22 protein-coding genes are annotated in these 24,809 nt (G+C 66.4%); 8 read left to right on the top strand and 14 right to left on the bottom strand.

Annotated elements, in window-relative coordinates; translation table 11 throughout:
- Positions 1 to 24: 24 nt before the first annotated feature.
- The 7 genes from KBI52_RS28390 to KBI52_RS28420 form a co-directional block, all read right to left on the bottom strand.
- The gene (locus KBI52_RS28390; RefSeq protein ID WP_173948111.1) at positions 25 to 843 is read right to left on the bottom strand and encodes a transglutaminase family protein; all 819 of its coding nucleotides are present in this window, start codon (positions 841 to 843) and stop codon (positions 25 to 27) included.
- A 3-nt stretch (positions 844 to 846) separates the two neighbouring features.
- Positions 847 to 1,791 (bottom strand): alpha-E domain-containing protein, encoded by a 945-nt coding sequence (locus KBI52_RS28395; protein ID WP_173948110.1) that lies wholly within the window; start codon positions 1,789 to 1,791, stop codon positions 847 to 849.
- Between the two features lie 15 nt (positions 1,792 to 1,806).
- A complete protein-coding gene (locus KBI52_RS28400; protein WP_173948160.1) occupies positions 1,807 to 3,204 on the bottom strand; it encodes a circularly permuted type 2 ATP-grasp protein in 1,398 nt (465 codons plus the stop codon).
- 205 nt (positions 3,205 to 3,409) lie between these two features.
- Positions 3,410 to 4,414 (bottom strand): esterase-like activity of phytase family protein, encoded by a 1,005-nt coding sequence (locus KBI52_RS28405; RefSeq protein WP_173948109.1) that lies wholly within the window; start codon positions 4,412 to 4,414, stop codon positions 3,410 to 3,412.
- Entirely contained in the window at positions 4,411 to 6,321 is a 1,911-nt protein-coding gene (gene cobT / locus KBI52_RS28410) for a cobaltochelatase subunit CobT (RefSeq protein ID WP_173948108.1), read from the bottom strand. Before cobT ends, KBI52_RS28405 begins: the two co-directional genes overlap by 4 nt.
- Before the next feature lie 146 nt (positions 6,322 to 6,467).
- Positions 6,468 to 7,457, bottom strand: coding sequence for a cobaltochelatase subunit CobS (cobS, locus tag KBI52_RS28415; RefSeq protein WP_173948107.1), 990 nt, complete (start codon positions 7,455 to 7,457; stop codon positions 6,468 to 6,470).
- Positions 7,458 to 7,573: 116 nt separating this feature from the next.
- Positions 7,574 to 8,203 (bottom strand): J domain-containing protein, encoded by a 630-nt coding sequence (locus KBI52_RS28420; protein WP_173948106.1) that lies wholly within the window; start codon positions 8,201 to 8,203, stop codon positions 7,574 to 7,576.
- Positions 8,204 to 8,292: 89 nt separating this feature from the next.
- Here KBI52_RS28420 and KBI52_RS28425 point away from each other — a divergent pair, with 89 nt between their 5' ends.
- Positions 8,293 to 8,559 (top strand): BolA family transcriptional regulator, encoded by a 267-nt coding sequence (locus KBI52_RS28425; RefSeq protein ID WP_173948159.1) that lies wholly within the window; start codon positions 8,293 to 8,295, stop codon positions 8,557 to 8,559.
- 123 nt (positions 8,560 to 8,682) lie between these two features.
- On the opposite strand, the gene KBI52_RS28430 is transcribed toward KBI52_RS28425, so the two are convergent.
- The gene (locus KBI52_RS28430; RefSeq protein ID WP_210812449.1) at positions 8,683 to 9,849 is read right to left on the bottom strand and encodes an acetyl-CoA acetyltransferase; all 1,167 of its coding nucleotides are present in this window, start codon (positions 9,847 to 9,849) and stop codon (positions 8,683 to 8,685) included.
- A 182-nt stretch (positions 9,850 to 10,031) separates the two neighbouring features.
- Here KBI52_RS28430 and KBI52_RS28435 point away from each other — a divergent pair, with 182 nt between their 5' ends.
- Positions 10,032 to 10,610, top strand: a complete 579-nt coding sequence (locus KBI52_RS28435) for a TIGR00730 family Rossman fold protein (RefSeq protein ID WP_173948104.1) — start codon at positions 10,032 to 10,034, stop codon at positions 10,608 to 10,610.
- Entirely contained in the window at positions 10,607 to 11,017 is a 411-nt protein-coding gene (locus tag KBI52_RS28440) for an NUDIX domain-containing protein (protein ID WP_259060434.1), read from the top strand. The genes KBI52_RS28435 and KBI52_RS28440 overlap by 4 nt, the downstream gene beginning before the upstream one ends.
- Here the strand turns inward: KBI52_RS28440 and KBI52_RS28445 are convergent.
- Both KBI52_RS28445 and KBI52_RS28450 read right to left on the bottom strand, forming a co-directional pair.
- Positions 11,005 to 12,153 (bottom strand): 2OG-Fe(II) oxygenase, encoded by a 1,149-nt coding sequence (locus tag KBI52_RS28445; RefSeq protein WP_210812450.1) that lies wholly within the window; start codon positions 12,151 to 12,153, stop codon positions 11,005 to 11,007. The two genes, KBI52_RS28440 and KBI52_RS28445, sit on opposite strands and share 13 nt — an antisense overlap.
- Before the next feature lie 71 nt (positions 12,154 to 12,224).
- Positions 12,225 to 13,127: a DMT family transporter gene (locus KBI52_RS28450; protein ID WP_173948101.1), complete on the bottom strand. Its 903-nt coding sequence runs from the start codon at positions 13,125 to 13,127 to the stop codon at positions 12,225 to 12,227.
- Positions 13,128 to 13,317: 190 nt separating this feature from the next.
- Here KBI52_RS28450 and KBI52_RS28455 point away from each other — a divergent pair, with 190 nt between their 5' ends.
- From KBI52_RS28455 to KBI52_RS28465, 3 genes are all read left to right on the top strand, one after another.
- Positions 13,318 to 14,730, top strand: coding sequence for a D-alanyl-D-alanine carboxypeptidase family protein (locus KBI52_RS28455; RefSeq protein ID WP_210812451.1), 1,413 nt, complete (start codon positions 13,318 to 13,320; stop codon positions 14,728 to 14,730).
- Between the two features lie 116 nt (positions 14,731 to 14,846).
- A complete protein-coding gene (locus tag KBI52_RS28460) occupies positions 14,847 to 15,758 on the top strand; it encodes a DMT family transporter (RefSeq protein ID WP_173948099.1) in 912 nt (303 codons plus the stop codon).
- Positions 15,759 to 15,762: 4 nt separating this feature from the next.
- Positions 15,763 to 16,899, top strand: a complete 1,137-nt coding sequence (locus tag KBI52_RS28465) for a GTP-binding protein (protein ID WP_210812452.1) — start codon at positions 15,763 to 15,765, stop codon at positions 16,897 to 16,899.
- A 31-nt stretch (positions 16,900 to 16,930) separates the two neighbouring features.
- Here KBI52_RS28465 and KBI52_RS28470 read toward each other — a convergent pair whose 3' ends face one another.
- From KBI52_RS28470 to KBI52_RS28480, 3 genes are read right to left on the bottom strand one after another with little or no spacing between them, the layout of a single operon-like run.
- The gene (locus KBI52_RS28470) at positions 16,931 to 17,698 is read right to left on the bottom strand and encodes an ABC transporter permease (protein ID WP_210812453.1); all 768 of its coding nucleotides are present in this window, start codon (positions 17,696 to 17,698) and stop codon (positions 16,931 to 16,933) included.
- A gap of 7 nt (positions 17,699 to 17,705) precedes the next feature.
- A complete protein-coding gene (locus KBI52_RS28475) occupies positions 17,706 to 18,497 on the bottom strand; it encodes an ABC transporter ATP-binding protein (protein ID WP_173948096.1) in 792 nt (263 codons plus the stop codon).
- 60 nt (positions 18,498 to 18,557) lie between these two features.
- A complete protein-coding gene (locus tag KBI52_RS28480) occupies positions 18,558 to 19,595 on the bottom strand; it encodes an ABC transporter substrate-binding protein (RefSeq protein ID WP_210812454.1) in 1,038 nt (345 codons plus the stop codon).
- 303 nt (positions 19,596 to 19,898) lie between these two features.
- On the opposite strand from KBI52_RS28480, the gene KBI52_RS28485 reads away from it, so the two are divergent.
- Complete coding sequence (locus KBI52_RS28485) at positions 19,899 to 20,906, top strand: TerC family protein (RefSeq protein ID WP_173948094.1); 1,008 nt, start codon at positions 19,899 to 19,901, stop codon at positions 20,904 to 20,906.
- A gap of 158 nt (positions 20,907 to 21,064) precedes the next feature.
- On the opposite strand, the gene KBI52_RS28490 is transcribed toward KBI52_RS28485, so the two are convergent.
- Positions 21,065 to 21,526: an Lrp/AsnC ligand binding domain-containing protein gene (locus KBI52_RS28490; protein ID WP_173948093.1), complete on the bottom strand. Its 462-nt coding sequence runs from the start codon at positions 21,524 to 21,526 to the stop codon at positions 21,065 to 21,067.
- A 114-nt stretch (positions 21,527 to 21,640) separates the two neighbouring features.
- Here KBI52_RS28490 and putA point away from each other — a divergent pair, with 114 nt between their 5' ends.
- The gene (putA, locus tag KBI52_RS28495) at positions 21,641 to 24,739 is read left to right on the top strand and encodes a bifunctional proline dehydrogenase/L-glutamate gamma-semialdehyde dehydrogenase PutA (protein ID WP_210812455.1); all 3,099 of its coding nucleotides are present in this window, start codon (positions 21,641 to 21,643) and stop codon (positions 24,737 to 24,739) included.
- Positions 24,740 to 24,809: the final 70 nt, after the last annotated feature.

Consider the following 24,809-nt stretch of genomic DNA (forward strand, 5'->3'; position numbering starts at 1 on the left):
GTTGCTGCGCTGTCGAGGCCATTCTCACGCCTGTGCTTGACGGGCGCTTTCGATCCTCAGACGAACGTCGAGCGCTTCACGGGTGATTCCGTAATAGCTTCCTCGAACCGGGGCCGCATCAAGATAATCGAGCCCGATGGCCAATCTGACGTAGTGTTCCGTTGCGGAAACGGCGTTTGCCGGGTCGAAGCTCACCCAGCCGAGATCCGGGAGATGGGCCTCGGCCCAGGCATGCCCCGCCTCCTGCTCGGTCTCGCCGGGCTTGTGCAGGTAGCCGGACACGTAGCGGGCCGGGATCCGCAAGAGGCGGGCGGCGCTCAGGAACACGTGGGTGAAGTCCTGGCAGACCCCGTGGCCGGCCGCAAAGGCATCCGCGCCTGCGGTCGCGGCGCTCGTCGCCTGCGTGTCGAAGCGCAGGCGCTCGGGGATGGCGTTCATGAGCGCGTGGGCCTGGTCGAGCGGATTGGTGAAGCGGCCGGCCGTGAGCCCGGCGAATTCGCGCAAGGCGGCGTCCGGCCGGGTCAGCGGCGTCTCCCGCAGATAGAAGAGCTCCGGGAAGCGCTCGACCCCTCCCCGGACGAGGCCGGCCGTGTCCGTGGTCTCGACCTCGCCGGCCACGCGCAGGGTGATCTGGCTCACGGGACCCGAGACCGACAGGCTGTGGACGATGTTGCCGTACCAGTCCTCCCGGCGCATCAGCCGTCCGTCGCCGTCCATGTCGATGGTCCAGGACAGGACCGTCTGGTTGTCGGAACCCCGCGGGGTCAGACGCAGGAGCTGGATCGCCGACTTGGCGGGCTCGCTGTAGTGATAGACCGTCTCGTGGGTGATTCGGATGCGCATGGGTCAGCACAGATACTGGTTCGTGATGGCGTGTCCGAGGCGGTTGTTCTCGGCAAGGAACTCCTGCAGGAACTCGTGCAGCCCGTGCTGGAAGATGTCCTCGATGTTCTGGTTCGCCAGCCGGGCATGAGTGGCCCGCGCCTGACGCTGCGCCGATCCCGACGTGCCGTAACGGTGGGAGATGTCGTCGAGATGGCGTGAGAGCGCGGCATAGCAGGCGGCCAGCGACCGCGGCATCTCCTCGCGCAGGATCAGGAGATCCGCCACCAGCCAGGGCCTCAGGTTCTGGTGATAGACCCATTGATAGCTCACCAGCGCCGAGACCGAGCGCAGAATGGCCGCCCACTGGTAGTAATCGATGCCCCCGCCCACTGCCGCATCCTGCGGCAGGAGCACGTGATACTTCACGTCCAGCACCCGCGCGGTGTTATCGGCGCGCTCGATGTAGAGGCCAAGGCGCGAGAACCAGTACGCGTCGTTGCGCAGCATGGTGCGCATGGCGGAGCCGTCATAGCGCAGGGACGCCTCCTTCACCAGGTTCAGGAAGCGGGGGAGGTCCTCCACGTTGATCGACCGGGCCTTGTAGCGGCGCAGATCGAGCCAGGCGGAATTGATCGCCTCCCACATCTCGGAGGTGAGCGCCGAGCGCACGGAGCGGGCATTCTGCCGGGCCGTGTCGAAGCAGCACTGGATGCTCGACGGATTGGCCTCGGAGAAGGCCAGGAACTCGATCACGTTCTCGGGCGTCGCCTCTCCGTGGACGGCGCGGAACTGGTCGATCCCGCCGGCAGTGATCAGGGCGGATTCCCATTCGTTGGTCTCGACGCCGTTGTAGGAGATCGGCATCGACGCCATGCGGTAGGCGACATCGAGGATGCGGGCCGTGTTCTCGGCCCGCTCCACGTAGCGGGAGAGCCAAAAGAGGCTGTCGGCATCACGGCTCAGCACGAGAAACGCTCCGGCTCATTCACTCAACACCCAGGTATCCTTGGTCCCGCCGCCCTGGCTCGAATTGACCACGAGCGAGCCCTCCGTCAGGGCCACCCGGGTCAGACCGCCCGGCACCAGCCTGACGCCGTCGCGCCCGGTCAGGACGAAGGGGCGCAGATCCACGTGCCGGGGCGCCAGCCCCTTCTCGGTGAAGATCGGGCTCGTCGACAGGGCGAGCGTCGGCTGGGCGATGTAGTTGTCGGGGCTGGCCAGGATCCGACCCTTGAAATGCTCGCGCGCTTCCGCGGTCGCATGCGGGCCCACCAGCATGCCGTAGCCGCCCGAACCGTTGACCTCCTTCACGACGAGCTCGTGCAGGTTGTCGAGCACGTAGGAGAGCGAGTCCTGCTCGCGGCAGCGCCAGGTCGGCACGTTCTTCAGGATCGGCTCCTCGCCCATGTAGAAGCGCACGATGTCGGGCACGTAGGAGTACATGGCCTTGTCGTCGGCCACTCCCGTTCCGGGCGCATTGGCGATGGCCACGTTGCCGGCCCGGTAGGCGGCGATCAGGCCCGGCACGCCGAGGGCGGAATCGGGCCGGAACACCAGCGGGTCGAGGAAGTCGTCGTCGATGCGGCTATAGATCACGTCGACGCGCTTGGGCCCTTCGGTCGTGCGCATGTAGACCATCTCGTCGCGCACGAAGAGGTCGCGTCCCTCGACCAGTTCCACGCCCATGCGGTCGGCCAGGAAGCTGTGCTCGTAATAGGCGGAGTTGAGGGATCCCGGTGTGAGGAGAACGACGGTCGGGTCCCAGGGGGAGCTCGCCGGCGCGACGGATTTGAGGGTGCCCAGGAGCTCGTCGACGTAGTTCTCAATCGGCCGGATGCGCTGCATGCCCACGAGTTCGGGGAAGAGGCGCATCATCACCTCCCGGTTCTCCAGCATGTAGGAGACCCCGGAGGGCGTGCGCAGGTTGTCCTCAAGCACGTAGAAGTCCTGGTCGTCGACCCGGACGATATCGATTCCCGCCACCTGCACGTAGATGTCGCTGTTCAGGGACAATCCATGCATCTGCGGGCGGTAATACGGATTGAGATAGACGAGTTCCGGCGGCACGATCCCGGCGCGCAGGATCTCGCGCGCGCCATAGATGTCCTTGAGGAACATGTTGAGCGCCTTGACCCGCTGCTCGAGGCCACGGGCGAGGCGGGTCCATTCCTGGCCCGACAGGATGCGCGGGATGATGTCGAAGGGGATCAGCCGCTCTTCGGCCTCCGTATTGCCGTAGACCGCGAAGGTGATGCCGACCCGGCGGAAGAAGAGCTCCGCCTCCTCGCGGCGGTGTTCCAGCAGTTGCGGCGGCGCCGATTTCAGCCAGTCCTGAAGAATGCGATAGGCATCCCGGCTGCGGCCGTCATGGCCGCTCATTTCGTCGAAGATCGCCTGTGCCGCCACCGGATCTCCTCAAGCCTTTCGAGGCGGACACCCGGCGCAACAATTGGCGCCGGGCCCGCAGAAAGGAAGCTTAGTTGCCTAAAACCTAGGGCTTCAAGCGAGACGAAGGGATAGAGGCAGGCAAAGATTGGTGAGAAAAATGGCAATTGCCCTTGCGGAAGGCAGGGTCGCCGACAGCTCAGACCGCAAGCGCGAATTCGAGCAGCACGGTTCTCTGCAGGGAGCTGAAATTGTCGTCGGAAATCAGGGACAGGACGATGTCGCCGCTGTCCCGATGGACGGCGAGCCCCTCCATGTTGTCGATCTGATGCGAGGCTTCGCTCTCGTAGAGGATGTCGCCGTCCACGCTGGCGCCGGCCTTGAATGCACCTGCCTCGATGCGGCGGAGACGGCAGCCGAAGCCGCCGAAGAGCGAGAAGCGGCGCTCCAGGATCACCGCATCGCCATCGGGCAGGAACGCGAGATCGGTGACGTTGTAGCCGTCCGAAAGGGCAATCTGAAAGGCGCCCTGCCGCGGCCCCGTGAGGATGAAGCCGCTGCCGCCCTCCGCGATCCCCACGAGGGCCCCGTTCAGGGGCGAGCGCTGGGGCGCGACGCCGAGGGCTTCCAGGCCGCCGTTGCTCGGCAGGTCCCGCAGTTCCTTCGGCACGGGAATGGGCACGCCACGGATGATGCTTCCCGTCGCCGTCCGCTCGAACCGGATGACCGCATGGTTGCGCTCGACGCCCACATAGGCGGCATTGCCGGCAAGCGCGAGGCTCTCCGTGTCGTAGTAGCGCGAGCGCCTCAAGGGAACGCCGTTGCCCAGGATCAGAGGCGAGAGCACCGGGCCGGACAGGCCCGACAGCCGTCCGTCCGACGTCTCGATCCGGGCTTTGAGAACCTGCGCATTGTCGGCCAGCGCGACGATGTCCTGGCCGCTCGCCGAGCGCCACAGGCCGGAGAAGCCGCCGAAGGCCGTCACCGGCGAGCGCAGAGCGACCCCGGAGCGGAACATCAGGGCCCCGAAGCGGCTGCGATCCGGATCGGTGGTGGAGAGCCTGCCGATCGGCCTCGCCTCCACGTCGATGGGCGTGGCGCCCCGGAAGGCCTGCGGGCGCTGCGCCAGGGCGACGCCCGTGCAGGCGAGCGTCGCCGCGGCAGCGCCCGCACCGGTCAGGAAGCCGCGACGGGTGAGCCTCAAGCGACGGCTCTACGGCGGGGCGCGCCCCTGGAAGCACCTCTGGCCGGCGGGCCGGCATTCTCCTCGAACAGCTCGGCGAGCTTCTCGGTCATGACGCCGCCGAGCTCCTCCGCGTCCACGATGGTCACGGCGCGGCGGTAGTAGCGCGTCACGTCGTGGCCGATGCCGATGGCGATGAGCTCCACGGGTGAGCGGGTCTCGATCTCCTCGATGATGAAACGCAGATGCCGCTCGAGGTAGTTGCCGGGATTGACCGAGAGGGTCGAGTCGTCCACCGGCGCGCCGTCCGAGATCACCATCAGGATGCGCCGCTGCTCGGGCCGTCCGAGCAGACGCTTGTGCGCCCAGTCGAGGGCCTCGCCGTCGATGTTCTCCTTCAACAGGCCCTCGCGCATCATCAGGCCGAGATTCTTGCGCGCACGGCGCCAGGGCGCGTCCGCCGACTTGTAGATGATGTGGCGCAGGTCGTTCAGGCGGCCGGGATTGGCCGGCTTGCCGTTCTGCAGCCAAGTCTCGCGGGCCTGCCCGCCCTTCCAGGCCCGAGTGGTGAAGCCGAGGATCTCGACCTTCACGCCGCAGCGCTCCAGGGTGCGGGCGAGAATGTCCGCACAGGTGGCCGCGACGGTGATCGGGCGCCCGCGCATGGAGCCGGAATTGTCGAGGAGGAGCGTCACCACCGTGTCGCGGAAGTTGGTGTCCTGTTCCTGCTTGAAGCTCAGGGGCTGGAACGGGTCCATGACGATGCGCGGCAGGCGCGCCGGATCGAGGGCGCCCTCTTCGAGGTCGAACTCCCAGGACCGGTTCTGCTGCGCCATCAGGCGGCGCTGCAGGCGGTTGGCCAGGCGCCCCACCACCCCCTGGAGATGAGCGAGCTGCTTGTCGAGATAGGCGCGCAGGCGCGTCAGCTCGTCCGCGTCGCAGAGGTCTTCCGCGTGGATGATCTCGTCGAATTTTGGGGTATAGGCCTTGTAGTCGGGCCCCCGCGCCTCGTTGGAACGGGAGGGCGGACGCCAGGATTCGCCGGCATCCTCCGAATCCGCCTCCTCGGATTCCTCGGGCAGCTCGCCGGAAGGACCGTCGGCCTCCTCCGTGGCACCATCCTCCATTTCGTCGCTCGAATCCTCGCTGATTTCCACCTCGGCGCGATCGCCCTGGCTCTCCTGCTCGGATTCACCCTCACCCTGCTGTTCCTGCTCCTCGGACTCGCTATCGTCCTCGTTCTCCTCATCCTCGGAGTCGAGCGCCGACTCGTCGGCCATGTCGAGGGAGGAGAGCAGGTCGCGGATCGAGCGGGCGAAGCTGCGCTGGTTCTCGATGTTCTTCAGCAGGCCATCGAGGTCGCGTCCGGCGCGATCCTCGATGAAGGCGCGCCAGAGATCGACGATCTTGGCCGCGGAGGCCGGCGGCTTCGCGCCGGTCAGGCGCTCGCGCACCAGGAGAGCGAGGGCGTCCTCCAGGGGTGCGTCGGCCCGATCGGTGATCTCCTCGTATTTGCCGCCGCGGTGGTAGCGGTCCTCCAGCATGGCCGAGATGTTGGACGAGATGCCGGCCATGCGCCGGGAGCCGATGGATTCCACGCGCGCCTGCTCGACCGCGTCGAACACGGCCCGGGCGGCCTGGCCCTCGGGGGCGAGCTTCCGGTGCAAGGTGGTGTCGTGGCAGGCGAGGCGGAGCGCCATGGCGTCGGCATTGCCGCGCAGAACCGCCACGTCCTGCGCGGTCAGCCGCCGGGGCGGCTCCGGCAGGCGCGCCTTGTCCTGACCCATGAGCACCGGACGGTCGGACGCGAAGGCGACCTCGAGATCGGGCTTGCGGGCGATCGCCTTCATGGTGCCGGCGATGGAGCGCTTCAGCGGCTCCGCCGGCGCTTCCTTCTTCTCACCCGGCTTGCGGTTCGAGATGGACATCTTTGCCTGTCGCTTCCGATAAGCCCTTGTCCCGAGGAGGCCGAGGGCCGTCTCGACGGACGCGAGCGCTTCCAGAAATCCCCCGACCCGGCATCCTCGTCCTTCGAGAGGCTCTGCTCCTCACGATGAGGATGCCCGATCGTCGATTAGCTCAGCACCATGTTCACGGCGCTCTCCGGCAGTTCCTTGCCGAAGGAGCGCTGGTAGAACTCCGCCACGAGGGCGCGCTCGAGCTCGTCGCACTTGTTGAGGAAGGTGACCCGGAAGGCGAAGCCCGTGTCGCCGAAGATCTCGGCGTTCTCCGCCCAGGTGATCACCGTGCGCGGGCTCATGACCGTCGAGAGATCGCCGTTCATGAAGGCCGAGCGGGTGAGGTCGGCCACGCGCACCATCTTGTTGACGATGTCCCGGCCGGACGCATCCTCCTGGTAGTGCTTCGCCTTGGAGAGGACGATGTCCACCTCCTTGTCGTGCGGCAGGTAGTTGAGCGTCGTGACGATGGACCAGCGGTCCATCTGGCCCTGGTTGATCTGCTGCGTGCCGTGATAGAGGCCCGAGGTGTCGCCGAGACCCACGGTGTTGGCCGTGGCGAAGAGGCGGAAGGCCGGGTGAGGCCGGATCACGCGCTTCTGGTCGAGGAGCGTGAGCTTGCCCGACTGCTCGAGCACGCGCTGGATCACGAACATCACGTCCGGGCGGCCGGCGTCGTATTCGTCGAACACGAGGGCCACGTTGTTCTGCAGCGCCCAGGGCAGGATGCCGTCCTGGAAGGCCGTGACCTGCTTGCCCTCCTGCAGCACGATCGCGTCCTTGCCGACGAGATCGATGCGCGACACGTGGCTGTCCAGGTTCACGCGCACGCAGGGCCAGTTGAGGCGGGCGGCCACCTGCTCGATATGGGTCGACTTGCCGGTGCCGTGATAGCCCGTGATCATGACGCGGCGGTTGCGCGCGAAGCCCGCCAGGATCGCCAGCGTCGTGTCCCGGTCGAACAGGTAGTCGGGATCGAGATCGGGCACGTGCCCCTCGGCCTGCGAGAAAGCGGGAACTTCCAGATCCGAGTCGATGCCGAAGACCTGTCGCACGGACACCTTCATGTCAGGCAGAAGGGTCGCTGTCTCGGTATGTGCCGTCATAGGGGCCTCTCGGTCTTTGAAGGGTGTCTCTCAAATGTCATGGGCTTCTTAACCTCCATGACGGAATGGCGCAATTTCCTAATGCGCCTAGCAGCTTTGCCTGAAGCGGTATCGGTTCAGCACAGGCCGGCGGTCTTGAGGGCGTCGTGCGCCTTGATGATGTCGCGCAGGCGCTCCTCGAAGGAACGGTCGCCCCCGTTCGCGTCGGGGTGAAAGCGCTTCACCAGGGCCTTGTACTGGGCCTTAATGGTGGGGCCGTCGGCGGTCTCGTCGAGGCCCAGGATGTCGAGGGCCCGGCGCACCGCTCCCGTATGGCGCGGCCGCTTCGGCTCGGGCCGCGCCCGGCTGGTCCTGGCCTGGGTGAAATCCTCGCCCTTGAGAATGCCGAGGGGATCGAAATAGCCCCAGTCCCGCGGCTCCGCCTTGGCGCCCTGCTCCTCGCTCTGGCCGGAGGCGTTCATGCCCATGGTCCAAGTCGGGCGATGGCCGATGATGGAATCCTTCTGGAAGGCGGCCACGGCCGAGTCGGACATGCCGGCGAAGTAATTGTAGGAGGCGTTGTATTCGCGCACGTGCTGGAGGCAGAAGCGCCAGTACTGGCCCTCCCGGTCACGCCCCTTGGGCGCGCGGAATTCCCCTGCCGCCTTGCAGGAGGGGTGCTCGCACACGGGTCCCTTGGCCTCCTGCGGTTCCTCGCAGGAAGGCTTGATCCGGATGCGGTCGAAAAGAGGCGAGTTGAGATCCATGATTCAGCGATTATGAGTGGCTTGGGGCCTTGAGCCAAGGCCTGAACGCTTTTCGCCGCAGACCCGTTCAAAAAGGTTTACAAATCAGCATGACCCTTCAGCACTGGATCACACGGACTTTGCAGGACAGCCTGCAGCCGGCCGAACTGACCGTCACGGACGAATCAGAAAAGCACCACGGCCACGCCGGCTGGCGAGAGGGCGGAGAAACTCATTTCCAGGTTTATATCGTGTCGGAGGCCTTTTCCGGCAAGAGCCGGGTCGAGCGTCACCGGCTCGTCAACGACACCTTGAAAGGCGCCTTCGACCGGGGCCTGCACGCCCTGGCCATCCAGGCCAAGGCGCCGGGAGAATAAGCGAAAGCCGCTGGCTTGTCATGGCCGGCCCTGACCCGGCCATCCCGATCCGGTGAAGCGCAGCGCCTCAAGCAGATGGGATCAGCGGGTCAAGTCCGGTGATGACGAAGCCGTGCGGCTTCGTCATTTGATCCGCTCGAGCACGCTCACGTAGTTCGCCACCGCGGCCCCGCCCATGTTGAAGACGCCGCCGAGCACCGGGTTCTTCACCTGGATGCCGCCGGCCTCCTCGCAGAGCTGCATGGCCGAGAGCGCATGCATGGAGACGCCGGTGGCGCCGATGGGATGGCCCTTGGCCTTGAGGCCGCCGGAGGGATTCACCGGCAGCCTGCCGTCGCGGTTCGTCCAGCCTTCCTTGACGGCCGTCGCGCCCTGGCCGCGCGGGGTCAGGCCCATGGCCTCGTATTCGATGAGCTCCGCGATGGTGAAGCAGTCGTGGGTCTCGACAAAGGACAGATCCGTGAGCTGGATACCCGCTTGAGACAACGCGCGCCGCCAGGCTTCCGCGCAGCCCTCGAACTCGATGATGTCGCGCTTCGACATGGGCAGGAAATCCTGCGCGTGGGCCGTCGCCCGGAAGGCCACCGCGCGCTTCATCCGCAACGCCGTCTCGGTATCGGCCAGCACCAGGGCGGCGGCGCCGTCGGACACGAGCGAGCAGTCGGTGCGCTTGAGGGGACCGGCCACGTACGGATTTTTCTCGCTCTCGGCGCGGCAGAAATCGAAGCCCAGATCCTTGCGCATCTGCGCATAGGGATTGTCGACGCCATTCCTGTGGTTCTTGGCCGCGATCAGCGCCAGGGCGTCGGACTGGTCGCCGTAACGCTGGAAGTAGGTGCCGGCGATCCTGCCGAACACGCCGGCGAACCCGCCCGGCGTGCCGCCGTCCTCGGGCAGATAGGAGGCCTTGAGCAGGATGTTGCCGATCTCGGGGCCGGGCGTCGTCGTCATCTGCTCTACGCCGACCACCAGCACGGTCCGGGCGCGCCGCGCCTCGATGGTCTTGATCGCCTGATGCACGGCCGCCGAGCCGGTCGCGCAGGCATTCTCGACCCGGGTCGCCGGCTTGAAGCGGAACTTGTCGCTGGCCTGGAACACCAGGGAGGCGGTGAAGTCCTGGGCCGAGAAGCCGCCGTTGAAATGGCCGAGCACCACTTCGTCCACGTCCTCGGGCTGGAGCCCCGCATGGTCCAGCGCCTCGTTGGCGACGCGGACGATCAGGCTCTCGACGGTCTCGGTGTCGAGCTTGCCGAACGGGGTATGAGCCCAGCCGACGATGCAGGCGGTCATGGATGTCTCCTCGGGGATTGTCTTGTTGGACGACAAGGTGGCCCTCTTTGCGGCTTTCAGCAAGTCGGGCAGGCGATGGCAGGTCTGCGCCGAGCTCAAGGCCTCAACCTGCTTCCAGGCCTTGAGCTCGGCGCAGACCTGTCGTTCATCGATCCGTGACGCGAATCAGGAAGGACGATCCCATGCGACTGTGTGTCTTCTGCGGCTCCAGCAGCGGCCACGACCCGGTCTATCTCGAGGCAGCCCGGTCCCTCGGCGAGACTATGGCCGCCCAAGGCATCGAACTGGTCTATGGCGGCGCCTCCGTGGGGCTCATGGGGACGGTGGCGGACGCCGTCCTGGGACGGGGCGGCCACGTGACCGGCGTGATGCCGCAGGCGCTGGTGGACAAGGAGATCGCCCATGGCGGATTGAGCGATCTGCGGGTGGTGGGCTCCATGCACGAGCGCAAGGCCCTGATGGCGGAGCTCGCCGACGGCTTCGTCGCCCTGCCCGGCGGGCTCGGCACCTTCGAGGAGTTGTTCGAGGTCTGGACCTGGGCGCAGCTCGGCTATCACCGCAAGCCCTGCGCGCTCCTGAACGCGGGCGGCTTCTACGACAAGCTGACCGACTTCCTGGACGACGTGGTCGATCGTGGCTTCGTGAAGCCGGTCCACCGGGCGATGCTGATCGTCGAGAACGAGCCCGCCGCCCTGATCGAGGCCGTGCGCGCCTATGAACCGCCCAAGGTCGACAAATGGATCAAGGCGGGCGAGCGGTGATCGAGATCGTCGCCGCCCTGGTACGCGACGGGCGCGGCCATGTCCTGCTCGTGCGCAAGCGCGGCACGGAGAGCTTCATGCAGCCCGGCGGCAAGCGCGAGCCGGGCGAGGCCGACCTGCATGCCCTCGCCCGCGAACTGCGCGAGGAGCTCGGCTGCGGCCTCGTTCCGGGCTCCGCGACGAGCCTCGGCCTCTTCGAGGCGCCGGCGGCGAACGAGCCAGGGCGGCAGGTGCGGGCCGCCCTCTACGCGGTGAGGCTTGCCGGCGCGATCGTCTGCCAGGCCGAGATCGAGGAATACGCCTGGATCGACCCGCGCGATCCGGGCGACGTTCCGCTCGCCCCTCTCACGCGGGACGCCATCCTGCCGCTCGCCCTGTCCCTGGAGGAGACCTGTCAGGCCTTGTAGGCCCCCACGCCCTCGCCGAGATGGGCGTTGTTCGCCTCGCGGATCCTGGCCGCCTCCTCGTCGTAAAGGAAGGGCAGGAAGGCGAAGCGGCGGCCCTGCGTGACGCGCGACACCGCATGGAGCAGCGGGCACGAGAACACCACGGCCCCGCCGGGCGGAGCCTTGTAGCTGCGTGGTCCGAATTCCGGGAAGCTGACTTCGCCGCCTTCGAAATCGCCGTTGAGATTGATGGAAACGGCGAAGCGGCGATGGGCCGTGCCGCTCGTCGTGTTGTCCCGGTGCGCCCGGAAATGCCCGCCGTCCTCCGCCGCGTAGCAGGAGACGATGTAGCGCTCCATGCGGGTGGGCTTGAAGAAATGCACCCGCTCGATTTCCGGATTGATGCGACGGACGATGCGGTGCTGCACCTGCCGGATCAGGTTCGCATCCTCGATCGTGTAATCCTTGCGCCGCTTGTGGTTCGGATCATGGACCGCGACGGTCTTGCCGCCGACTTCCCGCATGAAGCCCGATTCCTGCCCGCCATGCCGCTCGTAGAGACCGATCAGGTGTTGGCAGAATTCGGGCTCGAACACGTCCGGGATGACGAGCACCGGCGCCGGCATCTCAAAGCCGGCGAACCGCTCGACCGGCGGCAGGGCCCGCAAGTAGGCCATCACCTTGTGGCGGTCGCTCCCGTCCGGCTCGAAGGGGAAGACGGCGCGCACGCGCAGGGTCGGATTGAGCACCATCCAGAAGCGTCGGATCGGGATCTGCGACGGACCCTCCGGGCTGTTGCGCGGAAGCGCCCCGTAGAGGCGCCCGACGGCGCCGTCGAAATCCCAGAAATGACGGATGCCCGGGACGATCTGCTTGGCCCGCGCTTCCGCCTCGTCCGACGGGTCGACGCTGACGCCGAAGATCGCGATCCTGTCGTCGTCGAACAGATCCCGATTCTCCTCCTGAAAGGACGCGAGGGTCGCGCGCCCGACCTTGTCCGAGCCCGTGCCGTAGAAGCACAGGACGACATAACGCCCGGCCACGGAATCGAAGCTGTAGTTCGGATTGCTGGACGAGTTCTGTTTGAACCAGGGTACCGGATCGCCGACCTGGAGGACGCGGTAGGCGGGTTGGGCGATCTCAGCGGCATCGGTCATGGGGAACAGGTCCGGACACGGTCACAGGAACGAAACAATGTTCATTAACACGCGTCTGCCGCAGCGACAAGCTAACGTTGCGCCCACAGGAGCAGCCCGACCCCCGCCAGGATCAGCAGCATGCCGGCCAGTTCCCGCCGGCTGGTCGTCTGCGCCAGGAAGCGGTGGGACACCGCCTGCGCCATGAGGAGTTCGACGAGGGCGAGGGTGCGCACGTTCGCGGCCGTGGTGAGCGCGAAGCCGATGAACCAGAACTGGGACGCGAGCGCGCCGAGGAAGCCTGCTCCAAGGGAAGGTCGCCAGGCCGCGAAGCTCGCCACCAAGGCCTTGCGGTCGAAGAGCCCGAGCCAGATCAGGAGGATGACCGTCTGCAACCCTAAGCCCCAGACAAGGGTCGTGGACGCCCGGATCAGGGCGGAGCCCCCGTCGAGCGACAGGATGGCGCCGCGAAAGCCAATCGCCGCCAGGGCGAAGAAGGCTCCCGAGGCGAGGCCGAAGAGAACGGGCTTCGGGCCGGACGAGGCGAGATTCGTGCCCGGCTTCACGGACATGAGCAGAACCCCGCCTGTCGCCACCAGGATCGCCAGCGCCATGGCGGGCGTCAGGTGATCCCCCAGCAGCACCAGGCCAAACAGGGCCACCTGTACCGGTTCCGTCTTCGTATAGGCGGTCACCACCGAGAAGGCGCGCTCCCGCATGGCCGCGAGCATGAGGGCCGTGGCCAGAATCTGCGTGACGGCGCCGGTGAGAGCATAGGCCAAAAAGCTTGCGTTCGGTCCCGGAACAACCTCTCCCGTCACGAGGTTCATCACGACCAGGGCCAGAAGCGCGAAAGGCAGGCCGTAGAGGAAACGGACCTGCGTGGCACCCACGGTTCCGATCGTCTCGGTCAGACGGCGCTGGGTGGCGTTGCGTCCGGTCTGAGCAGCCGCGGCGGCCAGGGTCACCGGAATCCAGAGAAGGGATGTTGTCATATCGATCTTCAAACCGCGCCGCTCTTGCCACTCTCTTGCCACGGATTTCGTTAAGAAGGGCGTACAAACAAGCAAAAATCGACCCAGCCTAGCCAAGGTCTAGGTTTGGGACTAAAAATGGCCCAGCTGACAGGCGGGGCTTGATCGAGATCCTCTCCTATCGTTGGACGAAGCCAAGGAGTCGTTCCGCATGAACGTTAGCCGAGCCCTCCGCGTGACAGCCTTTGCCCTTGCCGCCCTGATGGGTGGTTCGGCTCTGGCCGCCGGCGGCCCTGCTCTTGTCGTTGAACTCGAATCCGGCCGCGTGCTGCACGCGGAGCGGGCAACCGATCCCTGGTACCCGGCCTCGATCACCAAGCTGATGACCGCCTATGTGGCGCTCGACAAGGTGCGCTCCGGCCAGATGAGCATGGAGACGCTTCTGACCGTCACCGACGGTGCGGCGGCCCTGCCCCCGTCCAAGATGGGCTTCAAGCCCGGCACGGAGATCCGCCTCGACAACGCCCTCAAGATCATGATGGTGAAGTCGGCCAACGATATCGCGGCGACCATCGCGGAAAACATCGGCGGCTCGATCGACGGCTTCGCCGAGCTGATGAACGCCCATGCCCAGCGTCTCGGCATGATGAGCAGCCATTTCGCCAACCCGCACGGCCTGCCCGACGACCGCAACCAGACCTCGGCCCGGGACATGGCGGTTCTGGCCCGGGCGCTGCTGCTGGAATTTCCCCAGTACCGGGATCTGTTCGACATCGGGGCGGTACAGTTCGGCCGGCGCATCATGCGCAACACCAACGGGCTCATCGGCCGCTATCCGGGGGCCGACGGGATGAAGACCGGGTTCATCTGCTCGGCCGGCTTCAACGTGGTGGCCAGCGCCACCCGCAACGGCCGCCACCTCATCACGGTCGTGCTCGGCGCCCCCTCGGCCAACGAGCGCACCATCAAGGCGGCCGAGCTGTTCGACCGCGGCTTCAGCAGCAAGGTGAACTTCACCAATCCGGAACTCGCGGCCCTGCCCGCTTCGGCCAATGCCACGCCGCCGGACATGCGTCCGGTCATCTGCGACCGGCGCGGACCGATGCCGCAGGAAGAGGATGCACCGGCGGTCGCCGAGACCGACAGCAACATTCCGAACCTGTTCTCCTCCGAGGTGATGGCCTTTGCCGGAGCGACGACGGAAAAGCCCGTACGCACCGTGCTGGGGCCCCGCACGGCCGTCGAGCCCGAGCGCGTGTGGATCGGGCTCAATCCTCCCTCGGAATCCGAACTGGCCGCTCAGGCGGCCGCGGAAGACGCCGCCGAGCAGGCCCGTAAGGCGAAGACCAAGAAGGCAACCGCCTCCAAGAAGGCGCCAGCCAAGGGATCTGCTCCGAAGGACGCGGCCGACAAGGCGTCGGACGACAAGGCCGACGACAAGGAGCCCGTGAAGACGACGGCGAAAGGCAAGGATCAGCCGCGCGCCAGCGTCGCGGTCAAGCCGGTGACCGGCTCCTCGAAGCCGGCCGCCAAGACGCCTGCGGACAAGACGCCTGCCGACACGAAGGCGAAGGCGCCTCAGAAGGCGGACGCCGCCGCAAAGCCCAAATCCGTCGCGAACTGATCCGCGACGCCCTCATGTCCTGCGACGCCCGGTCATCGACCGGGCGTTTTGCCTGATCCCTTGCTTTTGCGGGCGATCCGCGCGAACGGTGCGGAGACTTGAACCTCAAGGTCGCGATGACCCGCTCCTCTTCTCCAGCCAACGGCCTGCTCTTCGCCCTCACGTCGGCCGGCCTCTACGGCTTCAACATCGTCTATGCGCGCATCGCATCCTTCACAGGGGCGAGCGGGTCGGCCATCGTGGTCTACCGGGTTCTTTTGATGCTCGTCCTGGTGGGCCTCGTCGCCGCGATCCTGCGAAGCTCGCTCGCGATGGAGCGGGAGGAACGAGGCAAGCTGCTCCTCGTCGGCGTTTCCAGCGCCCTCCAGGGCATCGGCTACCTCTCGTCCGTCGCCTTCATTCCCGTGACGGTCGCGGCTGTGGTCTTCTACACCTATCCCATCATCATCGTCCTCGTGAGCCCCTTCGTGGAGAAGACGCCGCTGACGCAGGCCCTCGTCGCAATCGTCGCCGTCGCGACCCTCGGGGTCTGCCTTGTTGTCGGACCGGCCTTCTCCGACCTCGACTGGCGCGGCCTCGCGCTCGCGTTCGGGGCCAGCATCGCGACGGCCGTCCAGTTCTTCGCGGCCGCGCGCTGCACCAGGACCGGCGTTGTGGCGAAGGTGTTCTGGATCCAGTTGATCATCCTGCCCACCGCCATCCTCGTCAGCCTCGCGACCGGCCAATTGGCACCCCCGTCGATCCTGGCCCTCGCGCCCTTCGCCGTCACGATGACGATCGCCGGCTACGTGGGCGGGTTCGTCCTGCAGTTCCTGGCGCTCGGGCGCATCTCGGCCGTGGCGGCCGGAATCCTCTATTGCGCCGAGCCGGTCGTGGCCGCCGTGTCCTCGGCCCTGATCCTCAACGAGACCCTGGCTCCCCTGCAGATCGCCGGCGGGGCTCTTGTGCTGGCCGCTATCGTGGCCAACGTTCTCCTGGAACAGCGCCGCCGCCTGAAGGACGCCGCCCTGGTGCCGATTGCCGATTGACAGGATGACCGCCATGACCCCTCCCGCCCTGATCCCGCTTACCATCCTCACCGGCTTCCTGGGCTCGGGTAAAACCACTCTGCTCAACCGCCTCCTGAAGGATCCGGCCCTGCAGGACACGGTGGTCATCATGAACGAGTTCGGCGAGATCGGGCTCGACCATCTCCTGGTGGAGACCGTCGACGAGGGCATGGTGCTGCTCTCCGCCGGCTGTCTCTGCTGCACCGTGCGCGGCGACCTCATCGCGACCCTCGAGGACCTCCTGCGCAAGCGCGACAACGACCGCATCCTGCCGTTCAAGCGCGTGATCATCGAGACCACGGGCCTGGCCGATCCGGCGCCGATACTGCACGCGGTGCTCTACCATCCCTATCTCTCGCTGCGTTACGCCGTAGAAGGCGTGGTGACGGCGGTCGATGCGGTCAACGGCGCCGCAACCCTGGATGCGCATCGGGAAGCCGTGAAGCAGGCGGCCGTCGCCGAGCGCATCGTGATCACCAAGACCGATCTCGTTCAGGACCCGGACGGCCTCGTCCGCCTGCACGAACGGTTACGCCAGCTCAACCCGGGCGCTGCCCTTCTGGCCGCGGATGCTCCGGCCGAGGCGGTCGTCTCGGGTGGTCTCTTTGGCCTCGACGGCAAAATCGGCGACGTGGCCGAATGGCTGAAGACGGAAGCCGTGGAGGCGGCGGAGCACGCGAGCCATGCGCACCAGCACGGACATCACCATCATCACGGGCAGGACCATCACCATCATCACGACGTGAACCGGCACGATGACAGGATCCGGGCCTTCTGCCTCACCAGCGATCAGCCGGTCCGCCAGGGCACCCTCGACATGTTCCTCGACCTTCTGCGCTCGTCCCAGGGCGCAAAGCTGTTGCGGGTGAAAGGTCTCGTGGCGCTCGCGGAGGATCCGGATCATCCGGTGGTCATCCACGGCGTCCAGCACGTAATCCACGTTCCGGCCGTTCTGCCGCGCTGGCCGAGCGCCGACCGGCGCAGCCGCCTCGTCTTCATCGTGGACGATCTGGAGCGGGACACCGTGGAGAGGCTTTGGAACGCCTTTCTCGGGCGCCCCGCCGTCGACCAGCCCGACGCGGCGGCGCTCTCCGACAATCCTCTGTCGTTGCGGAGGTGAACCCTGGTTCGCTCCCTCCGAAAGAAGGAGACTAGGCCGCCATCTGTGAGCGCTGGGCCCAGCCGGTCATCGAGCGCTCCACGGCGGCCGTGATCGCGTACATAATGACGCCGAGAACCGCCAGGACCACGAGGGCGGCCCAGACGAGGGGCACCTCGAAGGCGGCGGATGCGCGGGTGAGCAGGTTGCCGATGCCGACATTGGACGCGTTCTGCTCGCCGATGACGGAACCAACATAGGCGAGCGTGATCGCCACCTTGAGCGAGCCGAAGAAATACGGCATGGCCCGGGGCACGCCGACCTTGAATACGATGTCGCGCTTCGAGGCCCCGAGCGCCCGCAGCACGTCCTCCATTTCGGGCTCCACCGTCGAAATGCCCGTTGCGACGTTCACCACGATGGGAAAGAACGAGATCAGGAAGGCGGTCATCACCGGCGGCACCCAGCCGACGCCGAACCAGAACACCAGGATGGGCACCACGGCGACCTTGGGGATCGAGTTGAAGCCCACGAGCAGCGGGTACGAGCCGGCATTGATGAGTCGCGAGGAGCCCAGCACCATGCCGAGCAGCAGGCCGAATCCCACCGCGAGGCCGAAGCCCGCCAGCGTCATCCAGAGGGTGTGCATGGCGTGATAGGCGAGCTGGGTCCGATACTCCCATACGGCGAGCAGAATCGTGGAGGGCGCGGGCAGGATGAAGCTCGAGATCCTCAGGGCGTGGCAGAGAACCTCCCAGAGCACGAAGAAGCCGATGGTGAAGACCCAAGGGGCGAGAGCGAGCTGGTTCTTGGTTTTCATGGATCTTTCACGCCGCCTGACGCGCCTTCGCAATGTGGCCACGCAGTTCATGGACAAGTTCGGAGAATTCCGGCGTATAGGTGATTTCGAGATCGCGCGGCCGTGGAAACGGCACCTCCTTCTCGGCGACGATCCGGCCCGGCCGGGCGCTCATGCAGAAGATCCGGTCCGCTAGGAACGCGGCCTCGCGCAGGTCGTGGGTGACGAGAATGATCGTGACCTTCTGGGCCGCGTGGAGATCGCGCATCACGCACCACAACTCCTCGCGGGTGAAGCTGTCGAGGGCGCCGAAGGGCTCGTCGAGCATCAGGAGCTTCGGCTCGTGGATCAGGGCGCGGCACAGAGAGGCCCGCTGCTGCATGCCGCCCGAGAGCTGCCAGGGAAATTTGTGCCCCTGCCCAGTCAGGCCTACCTGGGCGAGCAGGCTTTCGGCCTTCCCCACGTACTCCGCCTTGTGGCGGCGCAGCCGCGAGCGGTGTGGCTCGACGATCTCGAGCGGCAGGAGGATGTTGTCGAGCGTCGTCCGCCAGGGCAGCATGGTAGGGTTCTGGAAGGCCATGCCGGCAAGCTTGACGGGAGCTCCCACCTGCTTGCCATCGACGATCACCGTTCCCTCGCGGGGAAACTGCAGCCCGGTGGCGAGCTTCATGAGGGTGGACTTGCCGCAGCCCGAGGGGCCGACGATGGCGGCGAACTCGCCCTCGCCGACCTTGAGATTCAGGTTCCGGACCGCGGGCAGGCCGTCCTCGGCCCGGGCATAGACGTGGGTGACGTCATGGATATCGACGAAGGGTTTCATGAAGCCGTGCCGGTGAGCCAAAGAAAAAGCCCGGCTGTTGTAACGGCCGGGCTCAGCTGATCAGTTCACTTTGCGCTGGTCAGCGGCGGGCAAGAACTCCTCCGTGAACACGGCGCCGACTTCAGGTTTGTTCTTGTAGGTGAAGGTCAGGCCGATCTGGTCGAGGGCCTTGGCGAAGCGCTCCTTGTCGATGCCGCCGAAGCCGTTCTCCTTGACCCAAGGGGTGATCATGTTCTGCTCGAGCACCATCTTGAGGCGTTCGAGTTCCACGTCCTTCTTGGCCACGTCGTTGCGCTTGATGACCGAATCGACCGCGCTCGAGGGATCCTTCACCGTGTCCTGCACGCCCTTCATGATCGCGCGCAGGAGGCCCTTGACGGCCTCCGGCTTCTCCTGGGCGAATTTCTGCGACACGATGATGGTGTTGCCGTAGAGATCGACGCCGTAATCGCTCATGAGCATCACGACGATGTCGTCCGCCGGGACACCGCGCGATTTCAGGTTGATGTAGGACGACATGGAGAAGCCGAACACCGCGTCGACCTCTCCTTGCGCCAGCATCGGCTCGCGGACCGGGAAGCCCACGTTCTCGAACTTCATGGTGGAATCGTCGATCTTGTTGACCGCCTTGAAGATCGGCCATTGCGCATAGGCGCCGTCCGCCGCCGGGGCGCCGAACTTCTTGCCCTGCAGGCTCGACACCTCCTTGGTGATGCCGCGGCTCTTGCGCCCGATGAGCGCGAAGGGGGGGCGGTCGTAGATCACCATCACGGCCTTGATGTCGGCACCCGGATTCTCGTCGCGAAAGCGCACGAGGGAATTCACGTCGCCGAAGCCCGCGTCATACGTGCCGGACGCCACGCGCGAGATCGGCTCGCGCGAGCCTGCCGCCGGATCGATGGTCACGTCGAGCCCCTCGGCCTTGAAGTAGCCCTTGTCGATCGCAACTGCGAAGGGGGCCGCCGGCCCCTCCCAGCGCCAGTCCAGCGAAAACCTCACCGGCGTCTGGGCCTGGGCGGACGCGGATCCGAGGAGCACGGCCGCGCCGGCCAGCATCCCCGTGATCCACCTCGCCTTGGTCGAACGATCCGCAAACATCACCGTCACCTCTGATTGTTATGGCCCGGAGCCTCGTGGCGCTCTTTAGGGCCGCCTGCCCGGTTCCTGACCATGCAATCAGATCGGCTCTCCGGGTCAAGTCTCTTGGCCGGGCACCCCTGCCCTCAGGACGGGCATCTGACGGAAAATTGAGCAGAAAAAGTCGGGTTCCGCGCTCTTGACGGCCGGACGGGCTCTCCCCACGTTGGATCCCATCGGTGACCGGGCCCCTCTGGCAGGACGTGAGCACACGACTGCGATGTCGGAGCCGATGCTTGAACAGAAGCAATCAAAGGTCCGGTTATGCCAGAATTCCTGCTCATGGAATGGCTGGGGAAGCCCGTCTGGATGTGGACGGCTTTCCTGAGCCTTGTCGTTTTTCTCCTCGCTTTCGATCTCGGTGTCCTGAACAGGAAGGACCGGGAGCTCGGCGTGAAGGAGAGCCTTCTCCTGTCCGCCTTCTACATCGGCATCGCGACCGCCTTCGGCGCTTATATCTGGTGGTCGTTCGAGACCGGCCTGCTGGTGACCGAGGACGGCACACATGCGGGCATTTCCTACTTCACGGGCTTCTTCATCGAGAAGTCCCTGTCGATCGACAACGTCTTCGTGATCTCGCTGATCTTCAGCTATTTCGCGATCCCCCGGAAATACCAGTATCGCGCCCTCGTCTGGGGTATCGTTGGCGTCATCATCCTGCGCGGCATCATGATCGCCGTGGGCGCGGCCCTGGTGCAGGAATACGCCTGGATGCTCTATCTCTTCGGCGCCTTCCTCATCGCAACGGGGATCAAGATGCTGATCGTCCCCGAGAGCGATCCCGACATCGAGAAGAACCCCCTTGTCCGTTTCCTGCGCAAGCACATGCGGGTGACGAACCGGCTTCACGACCAGCACTTCTTCGTGCTCGAGCCGGATCCGAAATCGGGCCGGATCGTCACCTGGGCGACGCCGCTCTTCCTGGCCCTCGTGGTGATCAACGTGGCCGACCTGATCTTCGCGGTGGACTCGGTGCCGGCGATCTTCGCGATCACCACGGACACCTTCGTGGTCTACACGGCCAACATCATGGCGATCCTGGGCCTGCGGGCACTCTATTTCGCCCTGGCCGCCATGGTGCACCGGTTCCACTACCTGAAATACGCCCTCGCCCTGGTGCTCGTCTTCATCGGCGGCAAGATCTTCTGGAACCAGCTTGTGGGCAAGCTCGATCCCACCATCTCGCTCGGCGTCACCCTCACGCTGATCGCCGGCGGCGTCCTCTACTCCCTGTGGAAGACGAAGGACGAGGAAAAGACGGTGGCCGGCTAAGGCACTTCCTGCGCGATCACCGGCCTTTCGCCGGTGAGGACGCCCACCACGTCATGGCCGGCCTTGTGCCGGCCATTCCGACTGTCGGAAGCGCTCAGCCTCTCGCATCGGGACCACCGGCCCCAGGCCGGTGATGGCGGAAAGGCACGCCACGGCCATCACACGGGCAGCATCCCGTCGCTCTTCACCTCCTCCATGACCGCATAGGTGCGGGTTTCCTTCACGCCCGGCAGGGCCAGCAGGATCTCGCCGAGGAAGTGGCGGTAGGCGCCCATGTCGGCCACGCGGGTCTTGACCAAGTAATCGAAGCCGCCCGCCACCATGTGGCACTCGAGAACCTCGGGGGCCCGCTTCACGGCGGCGGCGAATTTCTCGAAGACGTCCGGCGTGGTCTTGTCGAGAGAGACCTCCACGAAGACCAGGAGCTCGAGGCCGAGCCGGTGCGGATCGAGCCTGGCGCCGTAGCCGGCGATGACGCCCTCCCGCTGCAGGCGCTTCACCCGTTCGCCCGTGGACGTGGGCGACAATCCCACCTTCTCGGCCAACTCCACGGTGGCGATGCGGCCATCGGCCTGGAGAGCTTTGAGGATCTTGCGATCGATCCGGTCCAAATCCGCCATTCGCACGGTCTTTCCAGCTTTTCTCCGCTCTTTCTAAGGCAAGACCCCAAATTTTGCCATCGAAGCGCGGTCTCAGGCCACCTATATTTCTGGAAACATCCAGAGGACATTCCGATGAGCCCCGCCCCCAACGCCGCCCTGCCCTTCAACCCACCTTTCGCGGAAGACGATAAGGCCCTCGCCGCCCGCCTTCTCGCGAGCGCGCGCCTCTCGCCGGAGCGGGAAAAGCGGGTGGACGAGCAGGCGACCCGCCTGATCGAGGCGATCCGCGCCAAGGGCGGCGGACTCGGCGGCGTCGAGGAGATGCTGCGGGAATACGCGCTCTCCACCAAGGAGGGTCTCGCGCTCATGGTGCTGGCCGAAGCGCTGCTGCGGGTGCCAGATGCCGCCACGGCCGATCGGCTGATCGAGGACAAGCTGGGCCAGGCCGACTTCGCCGGCCACGAGGCGAAGTCCGACGCATTCCTCGTCTCGGCCTCGGCCTGGGCGCTCGGCATCACGGCGCGGATCATCCAGCCCGGCGAGACCCCGGAGAGCATCCTGGGCCAGCTCACCAAGCGCCTGGGCCTGCCCGCCGTGCGCACCGCCACTCGCCAGGCCATGCGGGTCATGGGCAACCACTTCGTGCTGGGCCAGACCATCGACGAGGCTCTGAAGCGCGCCACCTCGTCCAAGGGCCGCCTCTACCGCTATTCGTTCGACATGCTGGGCGAAGGCGCCCGCACGGCCGATGACGCCCGCCGCTACTTCGATTCGTACGCCTCCGCCATCGACGCCATCGGCCGCTCGGCCGGCAACGAGCCGCTGCCGAACCGGCCCGGCATCTCGGTGAAGCTCTCGGCCCTGCACCCGCGCTACGAGGCCACGAGCCGCGAGCGGGTCATGCGCGAGCTGGTGCCGCTCGTGATCGAATTGGCGCAAAGGGCGAAATCCTACGATCTCAACTTCACCGTCGACGCGGAGGAGGCCGACCGGCTGGAGTTGTCGCTCGAGGTGATCGAGGCCGTGCTCGCCGATCCATCGCTCGCCGACTGGAAGGGTTTCGGGCTCGCCATCCAATCCTACCAGAAGCGGGCTGGATCGGTGATCGACGCGATCGCCGCCATGGCGGAGCGCTACGACCGCCAGCTCATGGTGCGCCTGGTGAAGGGCGCTTATTGGGACACGGAGGTGAAGCGCGCTCAGGAGCGCGGCCTCGACGACTACCCGGTCTTCACCCGCAAGGCGATGACGGATCTTCACTACATGGCCTGCGCCGAGAAGATGCTGTCCCTGCGGCCACGCATCTATCCGCAATTCGCCACCCACAACGCGCTCACCGTCGCGTCAATCATCGAGCGGGCCGGCGGCACGGAGGGCTACGAGTTCCAGCGCCTGCACGGCATGGGCGATGCGCTCTATGCCCGCCTTCTCGAGGACAGGCCGGGCCTTGCCTGCCGGGCTTACGCGCCGGTGGGCGGCCATCGCGATCTTCTCGCCTATTTGGTGCGCCGTCTCCTGGAGAACGGGGCGAATTCCTCCTTCGTGTCGGTCGCGGCCGATACCAACGTACCGGTGCAGTCCCTCCTGAAGCGTCCGGCGGACATCATCGTGTCGGCCGACAGGGCGCGTCACCCGAAGCTCCCGCTGCCGCGCGACCTCTATGGCCCTGAACGTGCCAACTCGCGGGGCGTGGAATTCGGTCACCAGGCGTCGCTCGATGCCCTCCTCGCGGAGATCAGGGCAGGCGGGCAGCAGAACTTCAAGGCGGTGCCGCTGATCGACGGCAAGGCCGCGTCCGGGGTCGCCCGGCCGGTGGTCAGCCCGGTCGACGGCAGCACCGTGGCCGGCCAGGTAACGGACGCCGCGCCGGAAACGGCCGACCGGGCGATGGCGGCCGCGCAGGCGGGCTTCGCCGGCTGGAGCCGCACGGACGCGAACACGCGTGCGAAAGCCCTCCAGCGGGCCGCCGATCTTCTGGAGGAGCGGCGCGGGGCGCTGCTGCACCTGTTGCAGGTCGAGGCCGGCAAGACCCTGGACGATGCGCTCTCGGAGGTGCGCGAGGCCGTCGATTTCCTGCGCTACTATGCCGTTCAGGGCCGCACCCTCTTCGGCGCCGGCGAGGCGATGCCTGGTCCCACCGGCGAGAGCAACGTGCTGCGGCTGCGCGGGCGCGGCGTGTTCGTGGCGATTTCGCCCTGGAACTTCCCGCTCGCGATCTTCCTCGGCCAGGTCAGCGCCGCGCTGATGGCCGGCAACGCCGTTGTGGCGAAGCCTGCCGAGCAGACGCCCCTGATCGCGGACCTCGCCGTGCGCATTTTGCACGAGGCGGGCGTCCCGAAAACGGCGCTTCACCTGGTGCCCGGTGACGGGCGTGTCGGCGCGCGTCTCGTGGAGCACAAGGATGTGGCCGGTGTGGTCTTCACCGGCTCGACAGAGGTCGCCCGCATCATCAACCGCACGCTCGCCGGCAAGGACGCCGCCATCGTTCCGCTGATCGCCGAGACCGGCGGTATCAATGCGATGATCGTCGACGCAACCGCGTTGCCGGAGCAGGTCGCGGACGACGTTGTCATGTCGGCCTTCCGGTCGGCCGGTCAGCGCTGCTCGGCCCTGCGGCTGCTCTGCGTCCAGGACGACGTGGCCGACCGCATGATCGAAATGATCGCCGGCAATGCCCGCGAGCTGAAGATCGCGGACCCGCGCGAGATCTCGACCCATGTCGGTCCTGTGATCGACCGCGAGGCGAAGGACAAGCTCGATGCCCATATCTCGGCGATGAAGACATCGGCGAAGGTGCATTATGCCGGTGAAGCGCCTGCGGCGGGCACCTATGTGGCGCCGCATATCTTCGAGCTGAACAAGCCGCACGATCTCGCCCAGGAGGTGTTCGGCCCGGTGCTGCACGTGGTGCGCTACAGGGCGGACCGGCTGGAGGAGGTGCTGCGCGCGATCGAGGGCAGCGGCTACGGCCTGACGCTCGGCGTCCACTCGCGCATCGACGCGACGGTCGCGCGTGTCGTCCAGGCGCTGTCGGTGGGCAATGTCTACGTCAACCGCAACATGATCGGGGCGGTCGTGGGCGTGCAGCCCTTCGGCGGGCACGGCCTGTCCGGCACGGGACCGAAGGCCGGGGGCCCGCACTATCTCCTGCGCTTCGCCACCGAGCAGACGGTGACGATCAATACGGCCGCGGCGGGCGGCAACGCCAACCTGATCGCCATGGGGGAATAGGGCACGCGCTGGGTCGATCGCCCGGGTTACGCCTCTTCCTCGTCGTCGCCGGCCTTGTGCCGGTGATCCC

The organism is Microvirga sp. HBU67558, assembly GCF_018069605.1.
GTDB lineage: Bacteria > Pseudomonadota > Alphaproteobacteria > Rhizobiales > Beijerinckiaceae > Microvirga > Microvirga terrae.

What these genes read in the sequence shown, in the direction of transcription:
- KBI52_RS28480 (WP_210812454.1), bottom strand. Translation starts at nt 19,595, where the DNA reads ATGTTTGCGGATCGTTCGACCAAGGCGAGGTGGATCACGGGGATGCTG.
- cobT (WP_173948108.1), bottom strand. Translation starts at nt 6,321, where the DNA reads ATGTCCATCTCGAACCGCAAGCCGGGTGAGAAGAAGGAAGCGCCGGCG.
- KBI52_RS28390 (WP_173948111.1), bottom strand. Translation starts at nt 843, where the DNA reads ATGCGCATCCGAATCACCCACGAGACGGTCTATCACTACAGCGAGCCC.
- KBI52_RS28485 (WP_173948094.1), top strand. Translation starts at nt 19,899, where the DNA reads ATGCCAGAATTCCTGCTCATGGAATGGCTGGGGAAGCCCGTCTGGATG.
- KBI52_RS28450 (WP_173948101.1), bottom strand. Translation starts at nt 13,127, where the DNA reads ATGACAACATCCCTTCTCTGGATTCCGGTGACCCTGGCCGCCGCGGCT.
- KBI52_RS28435 (WP_173948104.1), top strand. Translation starts at nt 10,032, where the DNA reads ATGCGACTGTGTGTCTTCTGCGGCTCCAGCAGCGGCCACGACCCGGTC.
- putA (WP_210812455.1), top strand. Translation starts at nt 21,641, where the DNA reads ATGAGCCCCGCCCCCAACGCCGCCCTGCCCTTCAACCCACCTTTCGCG.
- KBI52_RS28460 (WP_173948099.1), top strand. Translation starts at nt 14,847, where the DNA reads ATGACCCGCTCCTCTTCTCCAGCCAACGGCCTGCTCTTCGCCCTCACG.
- KBI52_RS28475 (WP_173948096.1), bottom strand. Translation starts at nt 18,497, where the DNA reads ATGAAACCCTTCGTCGATATCCATGACGTCACCCACGTCTATGCCCGG.
- KBI52_RS28420 (WP_173948106.1), bottom strand. Translation starts at nt 8,203, where the DNA reads ATGGATCTCAACTCGCCTCTTTTCGACCGCATCCGGATCAAGCCTTCC.
- KBI52_RS28465 (WP_210812452.1), top strand. Translation starts at nt 15,763, where the DNA reads ATGACCGCCATGACCCCTCCCGCCCTGATCCCGCTTACCATCCTCACC.
- KBI52_RS28430 (WP_210812449.1), bottom strand. Translation starts at nt 9,849, where the DNA reads ATGACCGCCTGCATCGTCGGCTGGGCTCATACCCCGTTCGGCAAGCTC.
- cobS (WP_173948107.1), bottom strand. Translation starts at nt 7,457, where the DNA reads ATGACGGCACATACCGAGACAGCGACCCTTCTGCCTGACATGAAGGTG.
- KBI52_RS28455 (WP_210812451.1), top strand. Translation starts at nt 13,318, where the DNA reads ATGAACGTTAGCCGAGCCCTCCGCGTGACAGCCTTTGCCCTTGCCGCC.
- KBI52_RS28490 (WP_173948093.1), bottom strand. Translation starts at nt 21,526, where the DNA reads ATGGCGGATTTGGACCGGATCGATCGCAAGATCCTCAAAGCTCTCCAG.
- KBI52_RS28425 (WP_173948159.1), top strand. Translation starts at nt 8,293, where the DNA reads ATGACCCTTCAGCACTGGATCACACGGACTTTGCAGGACAGCCTGCAG.
- KBI52_RS28470 (WP_210812453.1), bottom strand. Translation starts at nt 17,698, where the DNA reads ATGAAAACCAAGAACCAGCTCGCTCTCGCCCCTTGGGTCTTCACCATC.
- KBI52_RS28445 (WP_210812450.1), bottom strand. Translation starts at nt 12,153, where the DNA reads ATGACCGATGCCGCTGAGATCGCCCAACCCGCCTACCGCGTCCTCCAG.
- KBI52_RS28400 (WP_173948160.1), bottom strand. Translation starts at nt 3,204, where the DNA reads ATGAGCGGCCATGACGGCCGCAGCCGGGATGCCTATCGCATTCTTCAG.